Origin of the sequence: Flavobacterium luteolum, from assembly GCF_027111275.1 — a bacterium.
Taxonomy (GTDB): domain Bacteria; phylum Bacteroidota; class Bacteroidia; order Flavobacteriales; family Flavobacteriaceae; genus Flavobacterium; species Flavobacterium luteolum.
Genome location: NZ_CP114286.1, coordinates 1,736,321 through 1,762,325 on the forward strand (window position 1 = coordinate 1,736,321; position 26,005 = coordinate 1,762,325).

20 protein-coding genes are annotated in these 26,005 nt (G+C 33.3%); 5 read left to right on the forward strand and 15 right to left on the reverse strand.

Going from position 1 to position 26,005, the window contains the following annotated elements:
• Positions 1-52 precede the first annotated feature (52 nt).
• The 3 genes from OZP10_RS07530 to OZP10_RS07540 form a co-directional block, all read right to left on the reverse strand.
• A complete protein-coding gene (locus OZP10_RS07530; protein WP_281634128.1) occupies positions 53-3,211 on the reverse strand; it encodes a UvrD-helicase domain-containing protein in 3,159 nt (1,052 codons plus the stop codon).
• Between the two features lie 132 nt (positions 3,212-3,343).
• A complete protein-coding gene (locus OZP10_RS07535) occupies positions 3,344-3,943 on the reverse strand; it encodes a lipoprotein signal peptidase (RefSeq protein ID WP_281634129.1) in 600 nt (199 codons plus the stop codon).
• A 119-nt stretch (positions 3,944-4,062) separates the two neighbouring features.
• On the reverse strand, positions 4,063-4,266 hold the full coding sequence (locus OZP10_RS07540; RefSeq protein WP_281634130.1) for a hypothetical protein: 204 nt from the start codon (positions 4,264-4,266) through the stop codon (positions 4,063-4,065).
• 192 nt (positions 4,267-4,458) lie between these two features.
• Between OZP10_RS07540 and OZP10_RS07545 the strand changes: the two genes are divergently transcribed.
• Both OZP10_RS07545 and OZP10_RS07550 read left to right on the forward strand, forming a co-directional pair.
• On the forward strand, positions 4,459-4,815 hold the full coding sequence (locus OZP10_RS07545; protein WP_091494460.1) for a roadblock/LC7 domain-containing protein: 357 nt from the start codon (positions 4,459-4,461) through the stop codon (positions 4,813-4,815).
• 35 nt (positions 4,816-4,850) lie between these two features.
• Positions 4,851-5,231: a hypothetical protein gene (locus OZP10_RS07550; protein WP_281634131.1), complete on the forward strand. Its 381-nt coding sequence runs from the start codon at positions 4,851-4,853 to the stop codon at positions 5,229-5,231.
• A 254-nt stretch (positions 5,232-5,485) separates the two neighbouring features.
• Here the strand turns inward: OZP10_RS07550 and OZP10_RS07555 are convergent, their stop codons facing one another.
• From OZP10_RS07555 to gdhA, 7 genes are all read right to left on the reverse strand, one after another.
• Positions 5,486-5,866 carry a TraR/DksA family transcriptional regulator gene (locus OZP10_RS07555; RefSeq protein ID WP_012022792.1) on the reverse strand — a complete coding sequence of 127 codons (381 nt, stop codon included), beginning with the start codon at positions 5,864-5,866 and terminating at the stop codon, positions 5,486-5,488.
• Positions 5,867-5,876: 10 nt separating this feature from the next.
• Positions 5,877-9,278, reverse strand: coding sequence for an isoleucine--tRNA ligase (gene ileS / locus OZP10_RS07560; RefSeq protein ID WP_281634132.1), 3,402 nt, complete (start codon positions 9,276-9,278; stop codon positions 5,877-5,879).
• Between the two features lie 203 nt (positions 9,279-9,481).
• Entirely contained in the window at positions 9,482-11,395 is a 1,914-nt protein-coding gene (locus OZP10_RS07565; protein ID WP_281634133.1) for a hypothetical protein, read from the reverse strand.
• 49 nt (positions 11,396-11,444) lie between these two features.
• Entirely contained in the window at positions 11,445-13,340 is a 1,896-nt protein-coding gene (locus tag OZP10_RS07570) for an outer membrane protein assembly factor BamB family protein (RefSeq protein ID WP_281634134.1), read from the reverse strand.
• Positions 13,341-13,459: 119 nt separating this feature from the next.
• Positions 13,460-14,173, reverse strand: a complete 714-nt coding sequence (gene recO, locus OZP10_RS07575) for a DNA repair protein RecO (RefSeq protein ID WP_281634135.1) — start codon at positions 14,171-14,173, stop codon at positions 13,460-13,462.
• Positions 14,174-14,250: 77 nt separating this feature from the next.
• Positions 14,251-16,533, reverse strand: a complete 2,283-nt coding sequence (gene porZ / locus OZP10_RS07580) for a type IX secretion system anionic LPS delivery protein PorZ (protein ID WP_281634755.1) — start codon at positions 16,531-16,533, stop codon at positions 14,251-14,253.
• Between the two features lie 127 nt (positions 16,534-16,660).
• A complete protein-coding gene (gene gdhA, locus OZP10_RS07585; protein ID WP_281634136.1) occupies positions 16,661-18,004 on the reverse strand; it encodes an NADP-specific glutamate dehydrogenase in 1,344 nt (447 codons plus the stop codon).
• Between the two features lie 326 nt (positions 18,005-18,330).
• Here gdhA and OZP10_RS07590 point away from each other — a divergent pair, with 326 nt between their 5' ends.
• Positions 18,331-19,122, forward strand: coding sequence for a THC0290_0291 family protein (locus OZP10_RS07590; protein ID WP_281634137.1), 792 nt, complete (start codon positions 18,331-18,333; stop codon positions 19,120-19,122).
• Positions 19,123-19,208: 86 nt separating this feature from the next.
• Here the strand turns inward: OZP10_RS07590 and OZP10_RS07595 are convergent, their stop codons facing one another.
• Positions 19,209-20,351, reverse strand: a complete 1,143-nt coding sequence (locus OZP10_RS07595) for a cystathionine gamma-synthase (protein WP_281634138.1) — start codon at positions 20,349-20,351, stop codon at positions 19,209-19,211.
• 104 nt (positions 20,352-20,455) lie between these two features.
• Between OZP10_RS07595 and OZP10_RS07600 the strand changes: the two genes are divergently transcribed.
• Entirely contained in the window at positions 20,456-21,199 is a 744-nt protein-coding gene (locus tag OZP10_RS07600) for a DUF3298 and DUF4163 domain-containing protein (protein WP_281634139.1), read from the forward strand.
• An 88-nt stretch (positions 21,200-21,287) separates the two neighbouring features.
• On the opposite strand, the gene OZP10_RS07605 is transcribed toward OZP10_RS07600, so the two are convergent.
• The 4 genes from OZP10_RS07605 to OZP10_RS07620 form a co-directional block, all read right to left on the reverse strand.
• Complete coding sequence (locus OZP10_RS07605) at positions 21,288-22,433, reverse strand: ATP-binding protein (RefSeq protein WP_281634140.1); 1,146 nt, start codon at positions 22,431-22,433, stop codon at positions 21,288-21,290.
• A 108-nt stretch (positions 22,434-22,541) separates the two neighbouring features.
• Positions 22,542-23,297, reverse strand: coding sequence for an SDR family NAD(P)-dependent oxidoreductase (locus OZP10_RS07610; protein WP_281634141.1), 756 nt, complete (start codon positions 23,295-23,297; stop codon positions 22,542-22,544).
• 76 nt (positions 23,298-23,373) lie between these two features.
• Positions 23,374-23,880: a GNAT family N-acetyltransferase gene (locus OZP10_RS07615; protein ID WP_281634142.1), complete on the reverse strand. Its 507-nt coding sequence runs from the start codon at positions 23,878-23,880 to the stop codon at positions 23,374-23,376.
• Between the two features lie 18 nt (positions 23,881-23,898).
• Positions 23,899-24,774, reverse strand: a complete 876-nt coding sequence (locus OZP10_RS07620) for an aldo/keto reductase (RefSeq protein ID WP_281634143.1) — start codon at positions 24,772-24,774, stop codon at positions 23,899-23,901.
• A gap of 212 nt (positions 24,775-24,986) precedes the next feature.
• On the opposite strand from OZP10_RS07620, the gene OZP10_RS07625 reads away from it, so the two are divergent.
• Positions 24,987-25,991, forward strand: coding sequence for an AAA family ATPase (locus OZP10_RS07625; protein ID WP_177211766.1), 1,005 nt, complete (start codon positions 24,987-24,989; stop codon positions 25,989-25,991).
• The last annotated feature ends 14 nt before the right edge of the window (positions 25,992-26,005 follow it).

Genomic DNA, 26,005 nt, shown 5'->3' on the forward strand with positions numbered 1-26,005 from the left:
CAACTTAACCAAAATTAAGCTTCGTTTTTTCTTTAACATCTGATTAATTTTTTCACAAATTTACTACTTCAATTTCTTCGCCAATATACACAAGAGCCTTTTTTAACACCTTGTACCCCAAATCTTCAATTGCATCCTGATAGTCTTGAATTTGCTGCTGATACTTAGCATTAGATACCCCTGTTTTATAATCCAGCAGATAAGCTTCTTTACTATCTAAAAACACAACACGATCAGGCTTTAAAATTCTCCCTTCTTTCTGAACAATCGTTTGCTCATTTAACACAGTATGATTTCCATCAAAACACACACTGAGTTCCGAATGATTTACAATTTCTTTCAAGGTCTGCAGCACTTTATCAACTTGATCATAAGTTATCAAACCGTTTTCAAGTGATTTTGCAACCGCCAAATCAATATCTGATTTATCTCTAACAAAAGCCAAAATTTCATGCACTATATTTCCATACGAAATCGCTTCTTGTTGATGCGTTCCCCACATTAAAGCTTCGCGTTGTGCGATTTTGATATTTTTAGGATTCAAAACCTCTCTCACAATCGGAATCGATTTAACCATATCGACTGTTTTGGAAGATTTTGACAGTCTAGTCTTATTTCCAAACTCGTAATTCAATTTTTCCTCATCATAAACTCCTGCATTAATCAAAAATTTAATAAAAAAGGAAGCCATATTATTTGGATACTCACCATCAGTTTTAGCTCTCAACGATTGAGAAATAACATACAATTGCTCTTCGGCGCGAGTCAGAGCAACATAAAGTACATTTATATTATCTAAAAGCTCTTCTTGCTTTTTTAAATTGAAAACTGCCGATGCACTTTCTCCAAAACCTTCAACTGCACTGCTATTATCAACCAATGCTTTTGGAATCCCTAAATCTATTTCCTCAGTATCAAGCCACAATTTATCTTTTGGTTTTCGATTATAATCTTCATCTGCAAATGGCATAATTACAACTGGAAATTCCAAGCCTTTTGATTTATGAATGGTCATGATTCGAACAGCATTATTCCCTTCTGGAGACGGAATACTAAATTTCTCCGCATTCTTATCCCAGAAGATTAAAAAATCTGCAACTCCAGCTTGATTTCTAATATCTCTTTCTAAAACAATATCCAGAAAAAACTGCACATAGGCATTTCCTTCTGACGGAAGAATAAATTTAGAAATAATAATTTCAACTGCTTCATACAAAGATTTTTTTCGAACATCTTCAAAAGAAAAAGAAACATCAAACGTTAAAAGCCATTCTTCAAAATCTTTTTCAAATCTATGATTCATTCCCATTGCAATAAAATCATGGATAGGCATAGACAAATCTTTGGTTGAAGCTAAGAAATGTAAAAAGTTAGCTTTTGACTCTAAATCTGAGCTATTATTTAAATATCTAAGAAGATGAATTATAAGACGAACTTCCGACGCATTTTGAATCATCAAAGTTTCAGAAGACAGCAGAGGAATTCCCTGTTCTGTCAAATAGTTTGCAACTGCAATTCCCTGATCTCTTTTTCTGGTCAGAATTACTATATCTTTATATTCAAAACCTTGCTTAACAACTTCTTGAATCATATTTAAAGTAGCTAAAACATACAAATCCGATTTCTCCACCACATCGTCTTCATCTGCAAAGTCATTTTTATCAATAATCGGAAGAAAGGAAATGTTTACATAACCGCCTTTTTTTGAATTAGTATTTTGAAAACTATGATTCTCATACAGATTTTTATAATCTTCATTAGAAAATTCACTAGAAATCAATTTGAAAAAAGCATTATTAAACTCAATAACTTCGCTATAACTTCTGTAGTTTGTATCTAGATGTCTTACTACTTTTTCATGATGAAAAAAAGGTATTTCTTCTTTACTCAACTCGATAAATTGTTCTGCTTTTCCTCCGCGCCAGCGATAAATAGATTGTTTCGGATCTCCAACAATCATAAGAGTCCCTTTTTTTCCAAAATCATCCAAACCAGAAAGCGAATTATCAATTAGCGGAATCAAGTTCTGCCACTGCATTTCTGAAGTGTCTTGAAACTCGTCAATAAAGAAATTGCGATAACGCTCACCTAAACGTTCATAAATAAATGGCGCTGGCTGATTTTGAATCTCACGGTGAATTATCGCATTGAATTCCGAAATAGACAAAACGTTCTGTTCTGATTGAATTTTTGCAAGTTCGTTACTTACTGTATTCAACAAAGAAAGCGGTGTAATATTTTTTAGGAAAGCTTTATAAAAATCTCTTTTTTCAAAATTTTGATAAACCTCTTTTAATATCTGAAGTAATTCTGGAATAATATTTTCGATTAAAGCTCGATCCTTTGCCGTTTTATTAATGGCAATATCTTCAAACTCATGAAAAGTTTTATTCTTTGGATTAAACTTTCCGTCTCTAATACTTTGCAAATGATTTGGAAAAGTTCCTCTTGAAAATGATTTTTGATCGATTCCATTTTTATCAATTAATTCAATTGCTTTCGTTGCAAGACCTTCGTTAGTTTCTTCCAATTCTTTGCAAAGCGTTTGCATTTTCTTTTTAATCTCAACAAACTCTCCGATTGTTTTGTTTTGAAAATGCAGAATCTCATTACGATTATTCTCATTCAAAACCAATCTTCCCGTATCGAGAATTTCTCGCGAGATATCCCAGCTTTTGTCATCATCGGTTTTTTCCATTGTAAAATCGATGAGCAATTTGGTCAATGTTTCGTCTTCACCCGCTTGTGCAATAATGGCATCAACAGCTTCAACCAATAAATTTTCGGTATCCAATGTAACCTCAAAAGTCATTGGAAGATTTAAGTCATGTGCAAAAGCACGGATAACTTTATGGGTAAATTTATCAATAGTAGAAATATCAAAAGCAGCATAATTATGAATTAAGTGCTTAATAATTTGCTGTGATTTGGTTTTAATTTTAATAATCGAAAGTCCAGTATCGCGAGAAAGATCCTCCATCAAATCGGCCGCTTTTGGAGACGGATCGTCTTTTGCAAATTCGGACAGGTTTCCAACAATACGGCTTTTCATTTCATGAACCGCTTTATTGGTAAAAGTTATGGCTAGAATATTTCTATATGCATCGTTTTTTGGAGAAGAAAGAATAATTTTTAAATATTCTTTTACCAATGTATACGTCTTTCCTGATCCCGCAGAAGCATCATAAATGGAAAAAGACGGACTTTGCATAGTTTGATTTTTTTGTATTGTAAAAATAATACAATAATATTAAATGCCAATAATGAAAAATTCCAAATTCCAATATCTATTTATTGCGAATGCCTTAAATATTGGAATTTGGAATTTTGAGAATTTTGGAATTTATGTGTGTTTTGGGAAAGCTCTTCTATTAAAAACCAAAAGTATGCCTACACCTGTAGAAATTGCAACATCGGCTACATTAAAAATAGCATTAAAGAATGCAAAATGTTTTCCTCCAAATAAAGGAAGCCATTCAGGAAGATTTCCTTCCCAAATAGGAAAATAGAACATATCTACTACCAAACCATGGAACCAAGTTCCGTATGGGGCTGGAGAAAAAATTGTCGCAAGATTATGAGTACTATCATCAAAAATAACTCCGTAGAAAACAGAATCGATAATATTTCCTGCTGCTCCAGCAAAGATTAATGCAATGGCAACAACTAAATATGTAGAGTGACGTTTTTTTATAGAGTCAGAAAGCCACCAGCCAATTCCGAAAACAGCAAAAATCCTAAAAACCGTTAGAATTAATTTTCCATATTCTCCAGGTATTTTTGTCCCCCAAGCCATTCCTTCGTTTTCTATAAAATGAATTCTAAACCAATCTGCAATTACAACTTCTTCGCCCAGAACAAAATTTGTTTTGACATAAATTTTAGAAAGCTGATCAACAATTAAAACTAGAAATATAAGGAAATACGCTTTTCGTAATGACATTTTATGATTTTTTGATGGGCAAAAATAACAATTAAATCAAAAAAAACGCTCCTAAAGGAGCGTTAATTCTTTTGTAACAAACTAAACAAGTTTATCTGCTAATCTAAACCGAATAAAGTTTACTTTTTCACAGCAGCTTTTGCCGGGGTTTTCGGGCTGTCGGAGAAAAATTCTGAAATCGACTTAAAAATCCCTTTGCTTTCTTTTCCGGCAGCCAGCTTCTTAGCTTCGCCCTTTTTTACATCTGCTTTAAATTTAACACGCAGTTTTTCAAATTCTTTCATTCTGCGTTCTACATCAGAGTTTACTTCTTTGAATTTCAATACTTTAGCCATAATGTAAGTTTTTCGTCGTAAATAATTAAAATTATTACTGATTTGGTACTACAATGATACATAATTTAATTTATATTTGTTAATAAAAATTAACACTTGTTTAGGATAGCATGAATTAATTTTTGAAAACGAATACCAACACAAACTAAATTTAACATTCCTCCCAAAATCCTACAAATCATGAATGAAATCACAACTACACTAAATGACTTCCTTGTCAGCACCAAATCTACTGCAGCATTAATTTTAAACGGAAAAGGAAAACTCATTACCTCCTTAAATCTTGACTATGGCGACAGTATTGCCGCAATGAGCGCAGCTATTTTATCTATGAGCGAAAAATTCTTAATTGATTTAGAAAAAGGCTCTTTAAAACAATTATACCTAAAAAGCGCCGAAGGCGTTATTGTTGGAAACAAAATAAGCGGTTCTAACTTTATCGTTGCTTTTTCTAAAGAAGGAAGCAATCTAGCATTATTAATGCGTTCTACAGAAGAAGTTTCTGCTGAATTAAGCAAAAATTCACTATTGAAATAACATAAAATTCTATTAACAAATAACCCAAATGAACTATGAGCAATGATTTTTTAAACGTGTTTTTAAACGAAATGAAAACTAACGTAAACGGCTTTATCGCTGTAGCAGTAACAGAAATTGAATCTGGATTAAGCTTTGGAAATTTAACTATCGATCCGGGTTTTGACCCTGAATTAGCTGCGGCCTATAACTTAGAAGTTGTAAAAGCTAAATTGAGTGCCGTAAAAGCACTAAACTTAAACCAGGACATCGAAGATATTTTGATTACGCTATCGAATCAAATTCACATTATCGATATTTCTCCGAACAAAAAATTCATGATCTATCTTGCTGCAGATGCTTCAAAAGCAAATTTAGGTATGACAAGAGCTATTTTAAGAAAACACAAAGCAGACGTTGAAAAAAATCTAGCATAATGATGTAACATTTTTACTTTTAAAAAACCGCCATTCATTAAGGCGGTTTTTTTTTGTATTTACTCCTAGGTAATTCTACTTGTTTTATTCTTACAAAAAAAATCGACATTAAAATTAATTAATTTTGACTAGTTATAAATAATTTCTTTCAATAACAGCTTGTAGCTTCAAAACAAAGCTTCATCAAACATTAAACAAAAAAAACGCTCCTAAAATTAGGAGCGTTTTTTCTATTTGATAAGATATTTTTATAATTATCTCTGCAAATTTTTAGCTTCGATGCTCATTGTTGCATGAGGAACGATTTTAAGCCTTTCTTTGCTGATTAATTTACCTGTTACTTTACAAATACCGTATGTTTTATTTTCAACACGGAATAAAGCGTTTTTTAAGTCACGAATGAATTTCTCTTGCCTGATAGCCAACTGAGAATTTGCTTCTTTTGACATGGTCTCACTTCCTTCTTCAAAAGCTTTAAATGTTGGAGAAGTATCGTCAGTTCCGTTATTCAAATCGTTCATATAGGCACTTTTGATCAAATCAAGATCTTCTTGTGCTTTTTTAATTTTTGCTTGGATTATTTCTTTGAACTCCGCTAAGTCAGCGTCTGAGTATCTTGTAATTTCATCTATCATGGTATTATACTTATTTTGAAATTAATATCATTGTTCTAATATCATCAAACTCAATTTCTGTGCCGTTTTCTAAAACATCCACAAAAACCAAATCATCTGTTAATGTCTCAGACTTAATATAGTCTTCATTTTTTGAAACTGCATCTTCTAAAATGCCATCTCTCTTTATCTGTACTTTGATCTTATCAGTAACTTCAAATCCTGAATCTTTACGGATATTCTGAATTCTGTTTACTAATTCTCTCGCGATACCTTCATTTTTCAATTCTTCAGATATTGTGATGTCAAGTGCAACGGTTATTCCGTTTGAATTTGCAACCAGCCAACCTTCAATATCTTGTGATGTTATCTCGACGTCTTCTAATGATAAAGTTACATTATTTCCAGAAATAACAATATCTAGCGTTCCCTGCTTGTCCAGCTGGTTGATCTGCTCTGGCGAAAAACCCTGTATCTCCTTAGAAATCAGACCCATATCTTTTCCAAAACGTGGCCCAAGAGCTTTAAAATTAGGCTTGATTTGTTTTACCAAAATACCCGAAGCGTCGTCTAAAAGTTCAATTTCTTTCACGTTTACTTCGGCTTTTACTAGGTCAGAAATCGCTTCTATTTCAGCTCTCTGATTCTCGTCAAGTACTGGAATCATTACCTTTTGCAAAGGTTGGCGTACTTTGATCATTTCCTTTTTTCTAAGTGATAAAACCAAAGAAGAGATTGTCTGCGCCTTCTGCATTTTGCTCTCTAACGTTTTATTAACAAAGTTTTCGACAAATTTCGGGAATTCAGCCAAGTGAACACTAGCAAAATCCTCGGTTCCCGTCGAAGCAGTCAAATCTCTGTACAATTTATCCATAAAAAATGGAGCTACTGGAGCGCTTAATTTACTGATTGTTAACAAGCAAGTGTAAAGCGTTTGGTAAGCTGCAATTTTATCTTTAGCATATTCCCCTTTCCAGAAACGACGACGACACAAACGAACATACCAGTTACTTAAGTTTTCCTGAACGAATTCAGAAATAGCTCTTGTCGCTTTTGTTGGCTCGTAATCTTCATAACATTCATCAACAAATTTCACTAAAGTATTCAACTCAGAAATAATCCATTGATCGATTTCTGGTCTTTCGTTTAACGGAATTTCTGCTTCAGCATATTTAAATCCGTCGATGTTAGCATATAACGAAAAGAAAGAATAAGTGTTGTATAAAGTTCCAAAGAATTTGCGTTTAACCTCAGCAATTCCTTCAAGATCAAACTTTAAGTTATCCCACGGATTTGCATTCATGATCATGTACCAACGTGTGGCATCAGGACCGTATTCTTCAATGGTTTTAAACGGGTCTATTGTATTTCCTTTACTCTTAGACATTTTAATTCCGTTTTTATCTAAAACCAAACCGTTTGAAACAACGTTTTTATACGCTACTTTATCAAAAACCAAAGTTCCGATTGCGTGTAATGTATAAAACCATCCACGTGTTTGATCTACTCCTTCTGCGATGAAATTCGCAGGAAAATCCTTGTTCCCATCAATTTTATCTTGATTTTCAAAAGGATAATGCCATTGTGCATAAGGCATTGCTCCAGAATCAAACCAAACGTCGATCAAATCGTTTTCGCGTTTCATTGGCTGGCCTGAAACCGAAACCAACGTAATTTGATCCACTACATTTTTGTGCAAATCAATTAAATCATAATTTGATTCAGACATATTTCCAATTTCAAAACCTTTAAACGGATTTTCTTTCTGAAAACCTGCTTCGATAGATTTTTCGATCGCATTGTACAATTCTTCAACAGAACCAATAAGAACTTCTTCTTTTTTATCTTCAGTTCTCCAAATTGGCAACGGAATTCCCCAATATCTAGAACGAGATAAGTTCCAATCATTAGCATTTTTAAGCCAATTTCCAAAACGTCCTTCACCAGTAGATTTAGGTTTCCAATTGATAGTTTCGTTCAGGTCGAACATTCTATCTTTTACATCGGTTACTTTGATGAACCATGAATCTAGGGGATAATATAATAACGGCTCGTCAGTTCTCCAGCTGTGTGGATAACTGTGCACGTATTTTTCAACTTTAAAAGCTTTGTTTTCTTCTTTTAAACGAATTGCGATTTCAACATCTACAGATTTCTCTGGCGCTTGTCCTGCATCGTAATATTCGTTTTTAACGTATTTACCAGCAAGTTCACCAACATGAGAAGTGAATTTTCCTTGTAAATCTACTAATGGAACTGCATTTCCTTCTTCATCCAATACTAACATTGGCGGAACTTCCGGCTGTGCTTCTTTTGCTACCTTAGCATCATCTGCACCAAAAGTTGGAGCTGTATGTACAATTCCTGTTCCGTCTTCTGTTGTTACGAAATCTCCAGAAATTACTCTAAATGCGTTTTCAGCATTTTGATATGGCAATACGTAAGGCAACAATTGCTCGTAACGGATTTCTACTAAATCTGCTCCTTTCGCCTCAGTTAAGATTTTGTACGGAAGTTTTTTGTCGCCATTTTTAACATTGTCAAAATCAGCATCGTCTTCACTTACAAAATATCCTTTTCCAAATTGTTTTCCAACTAAGTTTTTAGCCAAAATCACATTGATTGGCTCAAAAGTATATTGATTGAACGTTTTAACTAAAACATAATCGATTTTTGGTCCAACTGTCAAAGCTGTATTTGACGGCAATGTCCAAGGAGTTGTCGTCCAAGCCAAAATGTGAATATCTCCAAAACCTTGTAAAAAGCTTGGAAGTGTTTCTGGCAAAGTTTTGAATTGTGCTACAATTGTAGTATCCGTAACATCTCTGTAAGCTCCAGGCTGATTTACTTCGTGAGAAGACAATCCCGTTCCTGCTTTTGGAGAGTAAGGCTGAATCGTGTATCCTTTGTACAACAAACCTTTATCATAGATTTGCTTTAAAAGCCACCAAACCGATTCCATGTATTTTGGTTTATACGTCACATATGGATCTTCCATATCAACCCAATACCCCATTTTTTCGGTCAAATCATTCCATACGTCGGTATAACGCATAACGGTTTTTTTACACGCTTCGTTATATTCTTCAATAGAAATCGTTTTGCCAATATCTTCTTTTGTAATTCCTAATTCTTTTTCGGTACCCAATTCTACAGGCAAACCGTGAGTATCCCATCCAGCTTTTCTTTTTACTTGAAAACCTTTTTGAGTTTTATATCTGCAAAAAATATCTTTAATCGCACGTGCCATTACGTGGTGAATTCCAGGTAATCCGTTTGCTGAAGGCGGACCTTCAAAAAATACGAAAGGCTCAGCACCTTCGCGAGTTGTTACACTCTTTTCAAATATATTTTCTTTCTTCCAAAAATCAAGAACTTCAGACGCTACAGTTGGCAAGTCAAGTCCTTTGTATTCAGTAAATTTTGTACTCATTTTATCCTTTTCTTAAACGAGGTGCGAAAGTAAGAAATTTTGAACTATTGACCGCCAATTTCCTTAAATTTCACAAACTTTTGTTGAGATAATAGATACAAAAACATAAGAATTGGTTACTTTCTGATATTATTCTCATTTTTTTGAGCGTAATAAATCAAAAAATAACCAATTCTTAAAGCAGCTTCTAATAAGCTAAAATATTATTTAAATCCTCCGAAATAGACTTCTTTCATAAAAATTCGATTTCCGAAAACTGGATTTATCTCCACCTTTTCTCTGATTTCCTGATAAAAAGTCTCGCCATTAAAATCTTCAATTTCATAGTTGATCTTATGAGGAATTTTTCCAGAATTTAATGCCGTTACAGGGCGATAATCACCAAATAATTTTTTCTCAAAAAAACTTTTATTACCATTATCAAACTCTGTTTTTTCTGTAGAAACTATATTGAAGTTTTCTTTATCAATAAAAACATGATAATCTGTTTTAGGAATTGTTCTGTTTCCAGAACTTAATGTTTTTTCAAAATAATTTAAATGATAACATAATTTCCCTTCATACATTTCCTCACCCAAAACCTCAAAATTATTCCATAGATCGAGTCTTAAATCGGTTAAGAAATTTACCAAGTCAACATTCTTAGACAAATTGCTGTAATCATAAGCGGTTAATTTTGCCCATTTAGCATTTACGCCTTTTTCACGATCGTCATGACTCCATGCTTCTGCTCCATTAACTATTTCATAATAAGATTCAGGCATTTTTTTCTTAAGAAGATAATGAGATGTTGTTGCCCATTTTTCTTCTGTTTGAGGAATATTGGTTCCTTCGATTGAAATTTTAGAATACAAATGTGCTTTTTCTACTTTTTTCAAGGCTTGGCTTCCTCCCAGATTATCGACTACTTTTGCCAAAAGATTTGCATTTAATTGATACGGTATAGAATCAAGTAAATTATGTCTTTGGGTTTTAATCTTTTCTAAATAAGCTTCACGATTCGATTTTTCGATTTCCCATTCTGCATCTTGCTGCTGAATCTTTTCAAAAAATGCTAACCTTTTTTCTTCTTTCTCTTCCGCTATTTTAAGTCCAAGTTTTTTAAGCTCAACAAAACGATTGGTATGGCTTCTGATTTTTTTATCTACAAAATTGGCATTATTTACTCTTTCAATAATGGAAGAACCTCTAGAATCCAACTTGTCATTTTCGACTAATAAATTGGCATATAAAAGCGCTTTTTCTTTATTTTCAAGCAACAAATAGGTTTCAGCTAAATTGTTTGTAACAATGAATCGAATGTTTACGTTCTGTGGCGAAGGCGGATATTTAACCAATAGACTTTCCAAATATTGCAAATGAGGCATCAGCAATTTTTCATCTAAGCCTTTTTCAAGTGTTATTTTCTGCATCTGAGCTGTAATCTCTGTTTCAAAATCCAACATTTGCTTGTATTCTGAATGTCCTTTAGAGGTTACAAATTCAAATCTTACTTTAGATTCGTCAGTAGTATATCCAAATTTATAATTTAGGAAACTCTGTACTCGGCCTGCAGCTTTATAAATAACATTTTCAAAACCATCATCACTATAATCTGAATCGCTAACAGCTGCTCTGATTTTTTTATCATGTTCTGCGGCCGCAATTCTCATAGCCCCCATACTATTTCCAACGCTTATGGAATAAGATTCTGAGCCTCCAAAATCCTTAGTCAATAAAATCTTATCACCATATCTAACATCCAACCTTACACTTGTAACATAGTTCGAGTGTGCATCGTAAACCCATCTATTTTCTTTTTTATTATAAGAACTATCTATTTGTGTTGTTGTATATTTAGGAAGGTCAAAAGTCAGATAAATTTTCAGCTTTCCATTTACAGGATCTTTTATATATCCATCTATATTAAAATAATACTTTTTCAGTTTGGATTCTTCTTCTTGCAATGATTTGTCCATCTGATAAAAAGCAGTCTGTGTCAATACATTGTCTAAAGCAGGATATTCTGAATATCTAATTACAGGGATGTAGAATTTCTTTTTTTTAGAGCTTATTTTTTCTTGCGCTTGAATTGAAGCAATTGCAAGCAAAGCCATAAGGAGTAATATTTTTTTCATAGGCAAAAAAAAGCCATCAGAATCAGATCCTGATGGCTGTATCTTTTTTTTATTTTTCTTTCTTATTGAAGATTTGGATTGACTTATCAGAAACATAAAAAATATTCTGAGTTGCAGGATCCACTTCATAAATTGGTTTGTTGTTGTTAAAAATAATTTTATCAACTTCAACTCCATCAACTTTACTCACTTTTACAAGAATTTTTTCTCCAGAATCTGCTTTTGCAAAAATATAAGAGAAGTCTCTGTTTTGTTTCATTGCATTAAAACGAGAGTTAAATTTAGCAGCCACTATACCTAAAGCCGCTGATCCAGCTGCATAAGTTTTTGCCTGATCTTTATTTGCTTGATCTCCTTTTGCAACTACGGTTCTCATGTTACCGTCAGCATCACGATATGTCATAGTCAAATCAGCACCTTTAACTGAACTTACTCCTGAACCAATTCCTAAACCAATACTTCCTGCAATTGCAGCACTTTTAATTAAACGTCTTGTTCCTTCTCCAGGCTGTGAATAAGTAAGGTGGTATTTAACTGTACCATCCATATTAACTCCCATAACTTCAAGTGGGCCAGAAAGCACAACTCCCCAAGGAAATTGCTCGATACTATTTAATTCTTTTTCTTTTTTGATATTTACTTTAGCAAATGGTTCTGGTTTGTCGCTAATGCTTGGATCAAATTTGTACAATTTCTCGTCATTATAAACTAAGTAAGAATTTGTAGCTTCATCATAAGTTGGTAATACTGGACGGTCTTTTTCGAACTTAATATTACGTTTCCAAAGTTTAACTCCTGTCTTGTAGTCCACCATGTTTCCGTAAGTTCCTGTAAGGTACATTACTTTTTCGCCTACTTTTCCTAAGTAGTAAATTGGATCTTCTTTGTCATCAGAAATTTCGATGAATTTTTTCCAAAGCTTTTCTCCGTCTTTGTTGATTAGCATCATTTCATTTTCTGCAACGTATAAGAAATCTTGATCGATCGGAATTACTCTTTTCAATCCATCACCACGAGCATCTTTTTTCCAGATTTTCTCTCCTGAATTTAAGTCAAAAAAGTTAAATCCGCTATAATGAGCCACTAATATTTTAGTTCCCCAATCCTCAAGATAAACAACTCTCTTTGTTTTGATAGATTCTTTCCAGATACTTTTCCCAGTTTCTGTATTTAATACATTCAAATATTGTTTTGAAGAAAAAGTTCCTGTGTTATTTACCACAACAATATTTTTATCGTTTTGTGTTAAAAAGAATTTAGAATAATCTTCTTCTCCTTTCCAGTTTAACTTTCCAGTAGCTCTGTCAAAAGAATATAATTTTCCGTACAATAAATAATAAATTACTGAACCATGTACTGTAGCAACGTTTGTGTTTACTGACTCTTTGAAAGAAAAACTAAACAATGATCTAGCTTTATCAACAGTTGTATTCCATTTTAATTCACCAGTTGCCATATCTAGCAAAGCAATTGCCATATCTCCATCTTTTTTCACAGTAAGCAGATACTCGTTTGTTTCAGGAATAAAATCTGACTGTGTAACCCAGAAAGACTCTTTTGCAGAATTATAAACTACTTTACCGGTATCTGTATTGATAATAAGGTATTTACTTTCAAGATAAGCTTCTACGTATGGGCTTCCAGGAACATTCGTTAAAGTACTTTTATCAGCGAAAAGCTTTGTAAGATCGGCATCACCTGCCATATCCAATACTGATCTACCTCCAAAATCTTCTTTAGTCAAAGTCCAAATCACTTTTTTTGTCTCTGGATCAAGACCTTTAATACTTGCGCCTTCTTTAAAGACAACAACTCCAGTAACTCCATTCTGTACCAAATCCTGTACAGCGTTTTCTGTAGTAACTATTTCATCATACTTTCTTTGGGCAATTGATGAAACTGCTACCGACAGAAGCAAAATAATCGAAAACGTAATTTTCTTCATGGTAGATTTTTTTTTAAAATTAGTTGGTATTAGATATTTATGAGAATTTGCTTTTTACTAAAAAATGGGATTTTTTTAGTAAAAATTTACTGAGCAAATATATAAAAATAGAAAAGCGATTATGAAAAAAATTCTTTCAAAATATCCAATGATTTTGGGCACTTAAAACCTTCTAAATGAGCAGAATAAAAATTAATTAAAATCTTTAACAATATTTGTCTTTCAATTACATTAAAGATTTTTTGACTGTTATCAAACTTTAGCTCAATAAGTTTTTTTAACAAATTGGTTTCATGCTCAGAAAGCGCGGTTGAATTGTGGAAAACCGTAAAAATCCCTTCATTTATTTCAAAAAAAGGAAGATCAATATCGGACAGATCAGGATAAAATCCGAGATATTTTGTAATTTCTAAAAGAAGAATCAAATGAAAGTTAGAAATTTCGTCATGATGATCCAGCCAAGTCAGCGCAGTTTCTAAAAACAAGAAAAGCTGTTCGTTTTTCTCTTCTTCCTGAATAGAATAATGAAGCATCTCTGAAAGAAACATCACCATGGTACTTTTTACAATATCAGTATGAATACTCTGAAACGGAACGGCAGTTTTTATCTCTTTAAAATTTTCAAGCGTTCCTTTATTTTTATGAACGGCTTCAATTTCTAAAATCGAAAAAGGCTGAAAATAAGCAATTTTCTGACTTGCTTTTCGGCTTGAAAAAGCATCGCGTACAAAATACGATTTCAGTCCGCTTGAAAGTGTAAAGCATTTTACGATCAAGCTTTTTTCCTGAAATTTTAAAGAAGAGATTACTATGGCTTTTGTTTTGACGAGCACAATTTTTGTTTTATTTGTTTCAAGCTTAAAGTTTCAAGTTGTCGAACGAAATTGAAAACTGAAACTGCGACTGAGTACTATCTTATAATCATTACTTTTTTAACCTTAGTTTCTCCTCCGTCTTCTGCAGAAATAAAAACCATATAAACGCCAGACGCAACTTTGTATTTACCAAATGCAGTGGTATCCCATTCAATTGTTCCGCCTGAAGATGTGATTTCATAAACCAAATTTCCTTCAATATCAGTGATTTTTACATTCGCTTTATCAATTAATCCAGCAACTTTTACTGTTCCACTATAATTAGGTCGAACTGGATTTGGATAAACATATACATTGCTCAAATCATCGTTGGCTTCTGTGGCAATTCCGTTAAACGAAACTAAGCCTTTATTGGTAGCTATAAAGACTTCGCCTGTTTTAGCATTTATTTTGATATCATTTATATAATTACTTGGCAATGGTGAATTATTTATAGTAAAATGATATTTGGTTTCCTGACCATTTGGCGAAACCATAAAAACTCCAGAATCTGCCGTTCCAATCCATTTATTATTTGCCCCATCAACAACGATCGAAGTAATAAATTGCTCGTACATTAATTCCTGTGCCAAATTATCTTCTGTAATAATAATTGGATTTGCTTTTAACTGACTTTCCGATTGAAAACTTCCTATATTCGACAAAACTCTCAAACCTTTTGTTGTTCCTATCCAAAGCTGATTTTTTGTATCTAAAGCTAAAGTTCTAACATCGGCTATTGGCAGATTTCCTGTATCGACACCAAAAGTCATTTTTTTGAAAACATTCGTGGTTTCGTTAAAACCAATCACCCCATCTTTATCTGTTCCAATCCATTTTACATTGTTGCGATCAATAGCTAGGCTTGAATAATTACTCTCTTCTGCATTATCCAGAATCGAAGTCATAGCATAACTTCCCCATTGTCCATTTGTTTTTAAAACTTTCAGACCATTTTTTATTCGGCTGTTTGTAACCCAAAGATTTGCAGATTTATCAAATGATGTTGCATTAATACGAACATCAATATAATTTGGACCTTCTGTAGTTATAGACTCCAAACCGCTATTTTTTTCATTGTATAAAAAACTCGGTACATCGTTTTCAACTTTTACTAAACCTGAAAAGAAAGAACTCGCATAAACTTGTTTTTCATTGTTTGGATTAACAAGAACTCTCGTAATTGATTTTGCATCATACACTTCAGAATACGGAATATTTAACCATCCCGAAGTATTGTATTTGCTTATTCCATAATTATCTAAAGGATAAGGATTGTATGAAACATCATAATCTCCGTAAACTGCCCATAAAACACTTGAACCTGTATCTATAGCAAAAATATTGTTGCGGACTGGCCCAGCTGGAGTATTATTTTCGAAAACTCCACCGCTATTAAGAGAAGAAGCAAACAGACCTTTTTCTTTTGTTCCGATAAAAATCTGATCTCCAACCGCCGTTGCACAGCTAAAATTTAAAGTATTATCTAAAACCTGAGAATTTGCAATTTGACGGTTCAAAACCATCTGATTATTGTATACATAAACTGTATTGGCAGTTGTAATAAATAAATTATGATTTTTTGCTCTTGTATCGACCGCTGCTTGAGGCAATTGTGAAAACCCTATAAATGTATTTGAATTGAATCTGTGAATATACCCAGAATCATTTACCGCAATAAGCTCCATATCTAAAGTTTCTACGCTCGACCAAACTCCCGTATTTACAACCGACCATTGATTGTAATCTATCAGATTGGCATTTGTCTTATCTGCTTTTCTAATGCCACTCGATGTTGCAGCAAAAATAAATCCATTAAATATGGCTGTTTGCTTAACATTTATTTCAGCTCCATTATCGCCAATAAAATATGTGTCGCCAAACTGAGAAGTTTTCAAATTAAATTGTACAATTCCAAAATCGCAAGAAACATAAACCAGCCCATTATCTTCCATAAAATGGTTGATCTTCTTCTTGTTTGCTGGAAGCTGTTTATTAATTATGTCAACCACTTTTAAAATACTACCATCAACTTCATTAACTAAAATCATCAAACCGTTTTCGTAACCAATCAATGTTTTTTTGAATGTTTCACTATAATAAACTGCAGAAATTGTCTGACCTGATAGTCCGTCAACAGTAGTTGTTGTTTTAAGAATATTTGTTGAGATATTTTTAGAAAAGAATGCATTTTCGGAAGCTGCAAATACCCCCGTAGTCGATTCAGAAATATCTTTTATTTCATTAAATGAAAAATATCCCTGCCAAGACAATTTGCTTTGTGCTCCGCAAAACTGAATTAGAAGTAAAAACAAACCGCAGAAAAATATTTTTTTCATCATTTAATGTATTCTATTAGGACAAATATACTACAAACGAGATTTTATTTATTTTTTAGCACAAATAAAATACCCCCGATATCTTATAAAGATAATCGAGGGTATTTTTTATAGCAGTAAGTAAATTTTAAACAACACCTTGTGCAAGCATTGCATCAGCTACTTTTACAAATCCAGCAATGTTTGCTCCTTTTACATAGTTTACATATCCGTCTTCTTCAGCGCCATATTTTTTACATTGGTTATGAATTCCGACCATGATTTCTTTCAATCTTAAGTCTACCTCTTCACTAGTCCAGTTCAAACGGATTGAGTTTTGAGTCATTTCTAATCCAGAAGCAGCAACACCACCAGCGTTTGCAGCTTTTCCTGGAGCAAATAATACTTTATTATCTAAGAAAAGTTTAATAGCATCTAATGTAGAAGGCATGTTTGCAGCTTCAGTCACACATAAAACGCCATTATCGATTAATTTCTTAGCATCATCACCGTTTAATTCATTTTGAGTAGCACATGGAATGGCGATATCAACTTTTACTTCCCAAGGGCTTTTCCCTTTATGGAATATTGCGTTTGGATATTTCTCTAAATATCTTTCTGCTCTATTATCTCCAGTAGCTCTCATTTCAACCATATGGTCAATTTTTTCTCCAGAGATTCCTTCTTCATCATAAATGTATCCGTCAGGTCCAGAAATTGTAACAACTTTACCTCCCAATTCATTTACTTTTAAAGCTACTCCCCAAGCTACGTTTCCGAATCCAGAAATAGCTACCCTTTTACCTTTAATCTCATGCCCGATAGTACGAAGCATTTGATCTGTAAAATAAACTACTCCATATCCTGTAGCCTCAGGTCTGATTAATGAACCTCCGTAAGCCAAACCTTTTCCAGTTAAAACTCCAGTAAATTCATTTCTAATTCTTTTATATTGTCCGAACAAATAACCGATTTCTCTTGCTCCAACACCAATATCTCCAGCTGGAACGTCAAGATCTGGACCAATATGACGGCATAATTCTGTCATGAATGACTGGCAGAAACGCATAATTTCTCCGTCTGATTTCCCTTCTGGATCAAAATCAGAACCACCTTTACCTCCACCCATTGGAAGAGTTGTCAAACTGTTTTTGAAAACCTGTTCGAAAGCTAGGAATTTTAAAACTGATAAATTTACTGTGTGGTGAAATCTAATTCCTCCTTTATAAGGCCCAATTGCAGAGTTCATTTGAATTCTGAAACCTCTATTTACAATAATTTCTCCTTTATCATCTACCCACGGAACTCTGAATATTATAGATCTTTCCGGTTCAGCGATTCTTAAAAGGATATTCTTTCCATCATACTTTTTACGTTCAGATATAAACGGAATTACAGTTTCTGCAAATTCTCTAACAGCTTGAAGAAATTCTGGCTCGTTTGGATTTTTTGACTCAACAAGAGCCATAAATTCATTTATTTTTTGTTCCATCTTTGAAATAAATTTTCAGATAATTTAGATTTAATTTTCACTCTTATAAAATAAGAAACTACGTTTAAGAAAACGTTTTCGTTTTAACAGACAAAGATATAGCAAATAATGATTCGCTGTTATATTTTTCGCTTTTTTGAATCGATTTGTGTTTTTTTCAAACATTCCAAAAAAAAGACATTTTTCATGTAGGTGTTTACATGCAAATTGCCTCTTAAAAATTAGTAAATTAAGTATTTTGTTACTTATTTTTCAATACAGGTATTTAATATTTTGAATCGATTAGGTTTTTTATATATTTGCCCAGATTTGTAAGCCCCCAAAAAATGCGTAAAGCCCTATTTATCACATTATTTGCCTTGTTAGGCATCTCAACTACAGTATCAGCACAAGGATTAGCCCAAGAAATCGGAATATACGGAGGACCAGTTACTTTACAGTCTGATTTTGGAGAAAGAAATAACTTCGATAATAATGTTGGAAACACAGGTTTTGGCATTGGAATTATGCACTTCATAAACTTTTCTGCAAATAACAATAGAGAGAATTATTTCACAGAACATTTCAAAGTAAGATCTGATCTTTCTTATAGCAAAACTAATTTAAAGCATCATGGCCAGTGGGTTGATTACAAGCCTAACGGATTATTTGCAAGACAATTAAGAAACATGCATGCAAGTTCTAGCATAGTTAGCTTGGGAGCACAAATGGAATTTTCTCCTTTTATGAAAATTCACGATTTTGAAAACACAGTTGGTAGCTTCAGCCCGTATGGCGCTGTAGGATTTCAGGTAAGCTATTATTCAACAAAAGTTGGATCTCATCTAGGAGACATTACACTTCCAGCTAATACTCCAGGAAAATACTTAACTCCGTCTGATGGCCGTGCGCATGGGTTCTCTACTGAAACTGGTGTAGCTTTATCTGCAACAGCATCAGTTGGTGTTCATTATAAATTATCAGAAATGAGCGATTTAATGTTCGAAACTCGTTTCCAAACGTATAACTCAGACTGGATTGACGGATTAAACCCAAATAAAGATATTTACAAAGAAAACAAATCTAATGATTGGCAGGTTTGGTTTAACTTTGGATACATCTACTATTTAGAATTCTAAAAAAATTAAATCTCAAAACATAAAAATCCCAAATTCCAAAATTATAAAAATTGGAATTTGGGATTTTTTATTGGAATTTATCTATCTTAAGCTAAAGCTTGCTCTAAATCTGCGATTAAATCTTCTGCATCTTCAATACCAACACTCAATCTTACTAAATCATCAGTAATACCAACTTCTGCTCTCTTATCTGCAGGAATAGAAGCATGCGTCATTAATGCAGGATGATTGGCCAATGATTCTACTCCACCTAGAGATTCTGCTAGAGTAAATACTTTCAGTTTTTCTAAAAATGCAATCGAATCTTCTTTCTTTCCCGATTTAAAATCAAAAGAAACCATTCCGCCAAAAGCTTTCATTTGTTTCTTGGCAATTTCGTGAAACGGATGATTCTTCAAACCTGGATAATAAACTGTTTTAATCTTTGGGTGATTACTCAAGTATTCAACTACTTTTTCTCCATTTTCACAATGTCTCTGAACTCTTAAAGCCAAAGTTTTAATTCCTCTTAAAACTAAGAAACTATCCATTGGTCCAAGCGTAGCTCCAGTAGCAAACTGTTGAAAATGCAACTGATCTCCTAAAGCAGCATCTTTTACAATTAAAGCACCAGCAATAACATCAGAGTGTCCGCCTAAATATTTTGTTGCTGAGTGCATTACAATATCAGCTCCCAAATCTAATGGTTTCTGTAAATATGGAGTTGCAAAAGTATTATCTACTGCAAGAAGAATTTTTTTCTCCTGAGTAATTTTTGCTATTTCTTGGATATCTGCCAACTTCATCAACGGATTTGTTGGTGTTTCTACCCAGATTAACTTCGTATTTTCGTTGATTAAACTTTTCAATTTTTCGATATTCGTCATATCAACAAAATGAAACTTAATACCTGAATCTTTGTAAACACGAGAAAACATCCTGTATGTTCCGCCATATAAATCATCCATCGCAATAATTTCGTCTCCGGCTTTAAAAGATCTTAAAACACAGTCTGTCGCAGCAAGACCAGACGAAAATGCTAATCCGCGAGTTCCGTTTTCAATACTTGCCAAAGCGTCTTCTAAAGCAGTACGAGTAGGATTCGAAGCTCTACTATATTCATAATCTGCCAAAGGTTTTCCTGGACTTGTTTGTACAAATGTTGAAGTCTGATACACTGGTGGCATCACAGCTCCTGTACTTGGATCATGATGTTGTCCTCCGTGAATTACTTTTGTATTGAATTTCATATAGTTATAAATTTTAATTCCTTAATTCTTTTACAAATTTACCGCTTAATTTATTTTATCGCGACACAACTTCTTACCTTTGTAGATAATTAACACTTTTTGATATGAAAAATTACTTATTTATACTCTTTTTGTGTTTGATTTTTACAAGTTGCAAAAAAGAGCTTTCATTTGAAAATGAAACGTTTGAAGAGAAATCTACTGTACCGTGCACAAATGACTGCCCAAAAATCACCATAGAAGTTCCAATTGCTAAAAATATTAAAGTAACATCAGACAGCATCAATAAAAAAGTCTTTGCTGTTATTAAGGAGATTGTTTTTTTTGAAGAAGATTCAGTAAAAGTCAATGATTACAAAGCGTTGTCAAAATCTTTTATTACTTCATACGAAGAAATGCATCAAAAATTTCCGAACGATACTTTTGGCTGGGAAGCAAAAATAATCGGGAATGTAGAATTTCAATCAGACCAAATTCTGAATTTAAAAATTGATCATTACACTTTTACTGGTGGCGCACATGGTTATCAAGGTTACCGTTCGTTACTATTCGATAAAAAAACAGGAAAAACCATTTTCAATAAACAGTTGTTTAAAAACGAAAATGAGTTTAAAACTTTTGCTGAGAAAACATTTAGATCGAAATATAAAATTCCCGAAAAAGCCAACATTAATGCTACAGGTTTAATGTTTGAAGGTGACAAATTCCAACTGCCGCAGAATATATTTTATACTTCTGAAGGTTTACTTTTATATTACAACTCATACGAAGCCGCTTCTTACGCAGATGGTCCAAAAGAGCTTTTATTCCCATACGAAGAAGTAAAAAAATATTTAAATTTTCAGTAGATAATTTCAGTATGAATTAGACACACTGCAGTACGTGTCTACAGAAAAACCTTAGAACCTTAGTATCTCAGCAACTCAGAACCTTAGTTTACTGAACATCATATTTCATTTTACGCAAAACTCGTAAAGCTTCTTTAAAAGAAGAATAGATATTCTTATAAGGTTTCAAAAGCAATTTTGCATCAATTAGCTTCTGTCTGGCATCTTCGAAACCATTCAGATGGCAAATCATAAAAGTAGAAGGAAGGTTTTCTAAATCTTTCATTTCACGTTCAGATAATGACATCTCTTTTTCCAGTTTTCTAAGCAGCGCTATATTAGAATTATAAATATGGTGCAACATTTTTCGGTTAAACTCTGGTGGCTGAAAAAGCATTTGGCGATCAATTTTATAATAACCGTTGTCAAAAAAATAAATCGTTTGTTCTTCTAACGGATAATAACTCGTTTTGTCATTTAAGCCAAGTGGCACGTACTCTGTGATGGTAAAAGTATCATCATTATATTCGATTGTAACAACGTCCTGAGCCGAATAAAAAAGCTTAATCTGTTCGTTTATCAGTTCAATATCAACACGAGACAAATAAGTTTTATCGCGTAATTTTTTGGGAACTCCAGCCCAGCAAATCACGAATAATTCTTTAAAAACACGATATTTTGGCGACATATCTTTATGTCTGAAATTCATAAAATCGATAACACCGTCTAAAGTATATTGAATACTATTTCGAGAGCTGTTTTCTATTCCGATTACGGTTTCGGTATTCTGATTGCTTTTTTCGATTTCCTCGTGTTCTTCTAAAGGAATCGAATTACTGCCTCTCCTTATAAAAACACTATTAGCAAGAATGGTGTGGATTCCTTTTTTAAAGTAAGAGATTTTACTTTTGGGTTTTATAGTAACCAGGCCGATTACTTTGTCTTTTGGAAGGTTTGGAAAAGGGACGTTTTCGTATTGAATTTTCGGTGGATTTTCTAAGAAAGCATTGACCAGATTCTGAATTCTGCTATCATCAAAGAAGTCATCGCCTACAATTTCGTTATCTTGATCTTCTACGCCAACAACGATATAAGAATTATTATTTGGGTTGGAATTGGATAATGCACAAATGTGCTTTAAAAACTTTCCTTTTCCTTCTCTGGAATGTAGATTCAACTGCCTTTTCTTATCATAAAAACTGCTTTCGTCATTATGAGCGAGGAGATTTTTTATTAAAAGGCGTTTATTAATCATTATTCCGGATCTTTAGACTGACTTAGATTTTTAGACTTCTTAGATTGGTTTTCAGTTTCCTAAGTTAAACTAAAGATCTGATTTTCTAAGAAGTTTAACCATCTAGTTTTAAATATTCTTTTTAACAATCGTCGAAGACGCCTGCGCTGTACTCATAACAACCAAATCTGCTATATTTACATGATAAGGTCTCGAAACCACAAAATGAATAATATCGGCAATATCTTCTGCTTGCAATGGATCAAACCCTTTGTAGACGTTTGCTGCTCTTTCAACGTCACCTTTAAAACGTACTTCGCTAAATTCTGTCGCTACCATTCCTGGATGAATACCTCCAACTCGAATTCCAAACGGATTCAAATCGATTCGCATTCCAGCAGTTATAGCATCAACCGCATGTTTAGAACCGCAGTATACATTTCCATTCGGATAAACTTCTTTTGCCGCTGTTGAACCAATATTAATAATATGTCCCGATTGTCTTTCGACCATTTGCGGAATTATCGCTTTTGAAACATACAAAAGACCTTTCACATTAATATCAATCATGGCATCCCAATCATCTAAATTTCCGTTCTGAATCGGATCTAAACCGTGGGCATTTCCAGCATTATTAATTAAAACGTCGATTGTAGAAAAATCATTTGGCAAAGCTCCTATTTTTTTTAAAACTTCTTCTTTGTTTCGGACATCAAATGATAAAGAATGAACTTCTGTAAAAGCCGAAAGTTCTTTTTGAAGTTCTTCCAAACGATCTGTACGTCTTCCGCAAAGAATAACTTTATAATTGTTTTTTGCTAGAATCTGAGCAGTTGCTTTTCCAATTCCGCTTGTTGCACCAGTAATTAAAACTGTTTTTTTCATTATTTTTTCTTTAAAAAAGATTTTTTGCCACAGATTAAAGGATTAAAATGATTCTTTAATCTTTGGTAAAATATTTCTAATTCTTATTTTTCCACTCCTCCAAATTCAACACCATATTGAGCGCTGTCCAAGTTTCTCCATCTACTTCTCTTAAGTATTTTTTATCGGGATTTAAAGTAAACCCAACTTTTTCATAACACTTTTGAGCTCCGATATTAAAATCAAAAACATTCAATTCGATTTTTTTTTCTTTTCTGTTTTCAGAAATATATTGCAGCAATAAAGCTACCATTTGTTCGCCAATTCCTTTTCCTCTTTGGTTTTTATCCATAATTAAGATTCGACCTAATTTTGCAAAACCGTCGTAAAAATAAATTTCGCAATGTCCAATAGTATTTCCATTAGAAACATCTACAACTCTAAAAGCAATTCTGTTTTCATCAGAAAGTGTTTTATCTATCTGCTGTTCTGTTAAAGGAAAAGTAAACTCTGGTCCGCCAAATTGCATTAAATCTTTTGCGCTTTTGACAGAATTGATCAATTCAAAGTAATCTTTTCTCTCAAATTTTTCTAGGTATATCATTTTCAGAATAGTACAAAATTAAGGCACATCGTCGCCCATGCTCTCTGTCCAGATTGCAAACCAGTCTTGCGTATCCATTTCCAATTCTACTGCTTTCATTAAAGACTGAATTCTGGCAATATTTACAGTTCCCGCAATAGGAATTATTTTGGCAGGGTGTTTTAAAATCCAAGCTAATAATAAAGTATCAGACCCTAAATGGTATTTTTCTACTAATTCAGAAAACAGTTTTTTCAAACGACGTGTTTTTTTGGTATCTTCTCTAAAAACAGTTCCAAGCGGATTCCAAGACAACGGACGAATTCCATGTGTTTGCATATAATCTAAACTTCCATCTGTCATTGCTTCATAATGAGTTGCCGAAAATTGTACTTGATTATAGCTCACTTCTGTTTTACTACGGATTAATTCGGTTTGAGAGCTCGTAAAGTTAGAAAGTCCAAAATCGATAATTTTTCCTTCTCCTTTTAACTTTTCGATTGCTTCGGCAATTTCATCAGCCTGCATTAACGGACTTGGTCTATGAAGTAAAAAAACATCTACATAATCTGTTTTTAAATTCTTCAAAGATGTTTCTACAGACTTAATAATATAGTCTTTAGAATAATCATAATGTTTGATTTTGTTTTCAGGGCGTTTTTCAGCAATCATCTGAATTCCGCACTTGGTAATTAATTGTAGTTTTTCACGATCAATTTTACTTGCGTGAAAGGCTTTTCCAAAATCGGCTTCGGTCGTATACGAACCGTAAATATCCGCGTGATCAAAAGTCGTAATTTTGTTTTCGATACTTACCTGTATCATGTTTTCCATTTCTTTGGTTGTAAGGTTTTTATCCCAAACTCCCCAATTCATAGTGCCCGAAATTATAGGCGATAAGACTGTTTTGCTCATAATAATTATGCGTTATTTTTGGTAATAATTATGCTTTACTAAAGCATAATCATCAAAGTTCTTAAAAATATAAAAATAGATTCACAATTAGTCCTTAAAATTAAGTCATTGGTCGAAGTTTTAACCATTCTTTAACATCTTACTTCTCAAAAAATATTCAATTTGCACTCTCAAAAATAAGGCGTAAAAATCAAGGTTTTAAAAATATTTATATGGAAGAAAATACAACGACTTTAGACATTAGAGCGATAAATGAAAAAATTGAAAGAGAAAGTGCTTTTATAGACCTTCTTACAATGGAAATGAACAAAGTTATTGTGGGTCAGAAACATATGGTCGAGCGTCTATTGATCGGATTACTTGGACAGGGGCATATTTTATTGGAAGGAGTTCCAGGTCTGGCAAAAACTTTAGCCATTAATACGCTTTCTCAAGCGGTTCAGGGTTCTTTCAGCCGTATCCAGTTTACGCCAGATTTATTACCAGCCGATGTTATCGGAACCATGATTTACAACATTAAAGCAAACGAGTTCTCAATTAAAAAAGGACCAATTTTCGCCAATTTCGTACTTGCCGATGAGATTAACCGTGCTCCTGCTAAGGTTCAGTCAGCACTTTTGGAAGCAATGCAGGAAAAACAAGTTACTATTGGTGACACTACTTTTAAACTAGATCGTCCGTTTTTAGTATTAGCAACACAAAATCCTGTTGAACAAGAAGGAACATACGCACTTCCTGAAGCACAGGTTGACCGTTTTATGCTAAAAACTGTAATCGACTACCCAAAAATTGATGAAGAGCGTTTTGTAATTCGCCAAAACTTAAAAGGATCTTATGAAAAAGTAAATCCGGTAGTTTCTGTAGATCAGATTTTACGTGCGCAAGAAGCTGTTCGTGAAGTTTATATGGACGAAAAAATTGAGAAATATATCTTGGATATCATTTTTGCTACTCGTTATCCAGAAAAATACAAATTAGCCGATTTAAAACCGCTTATCAGTTTTGGGGCTTCTCCTCGTGGAAGTATCAACTTGGCTAATGCTGCAAAATGCTATGCTTTCATCAAACGTCGTGGTTATGTAATTCCAGAAGACGTTCGTGCAGTTGTTCACGATGTGTTACGTCACAGAGTTGGAATCACTTACGAAGCAGAAGCAGAAAACATCACTTCTGTAGACATTATCAACAAAATCGTTAACGAGATTGAGGTACCTTAAAAATTTGTTTCAAG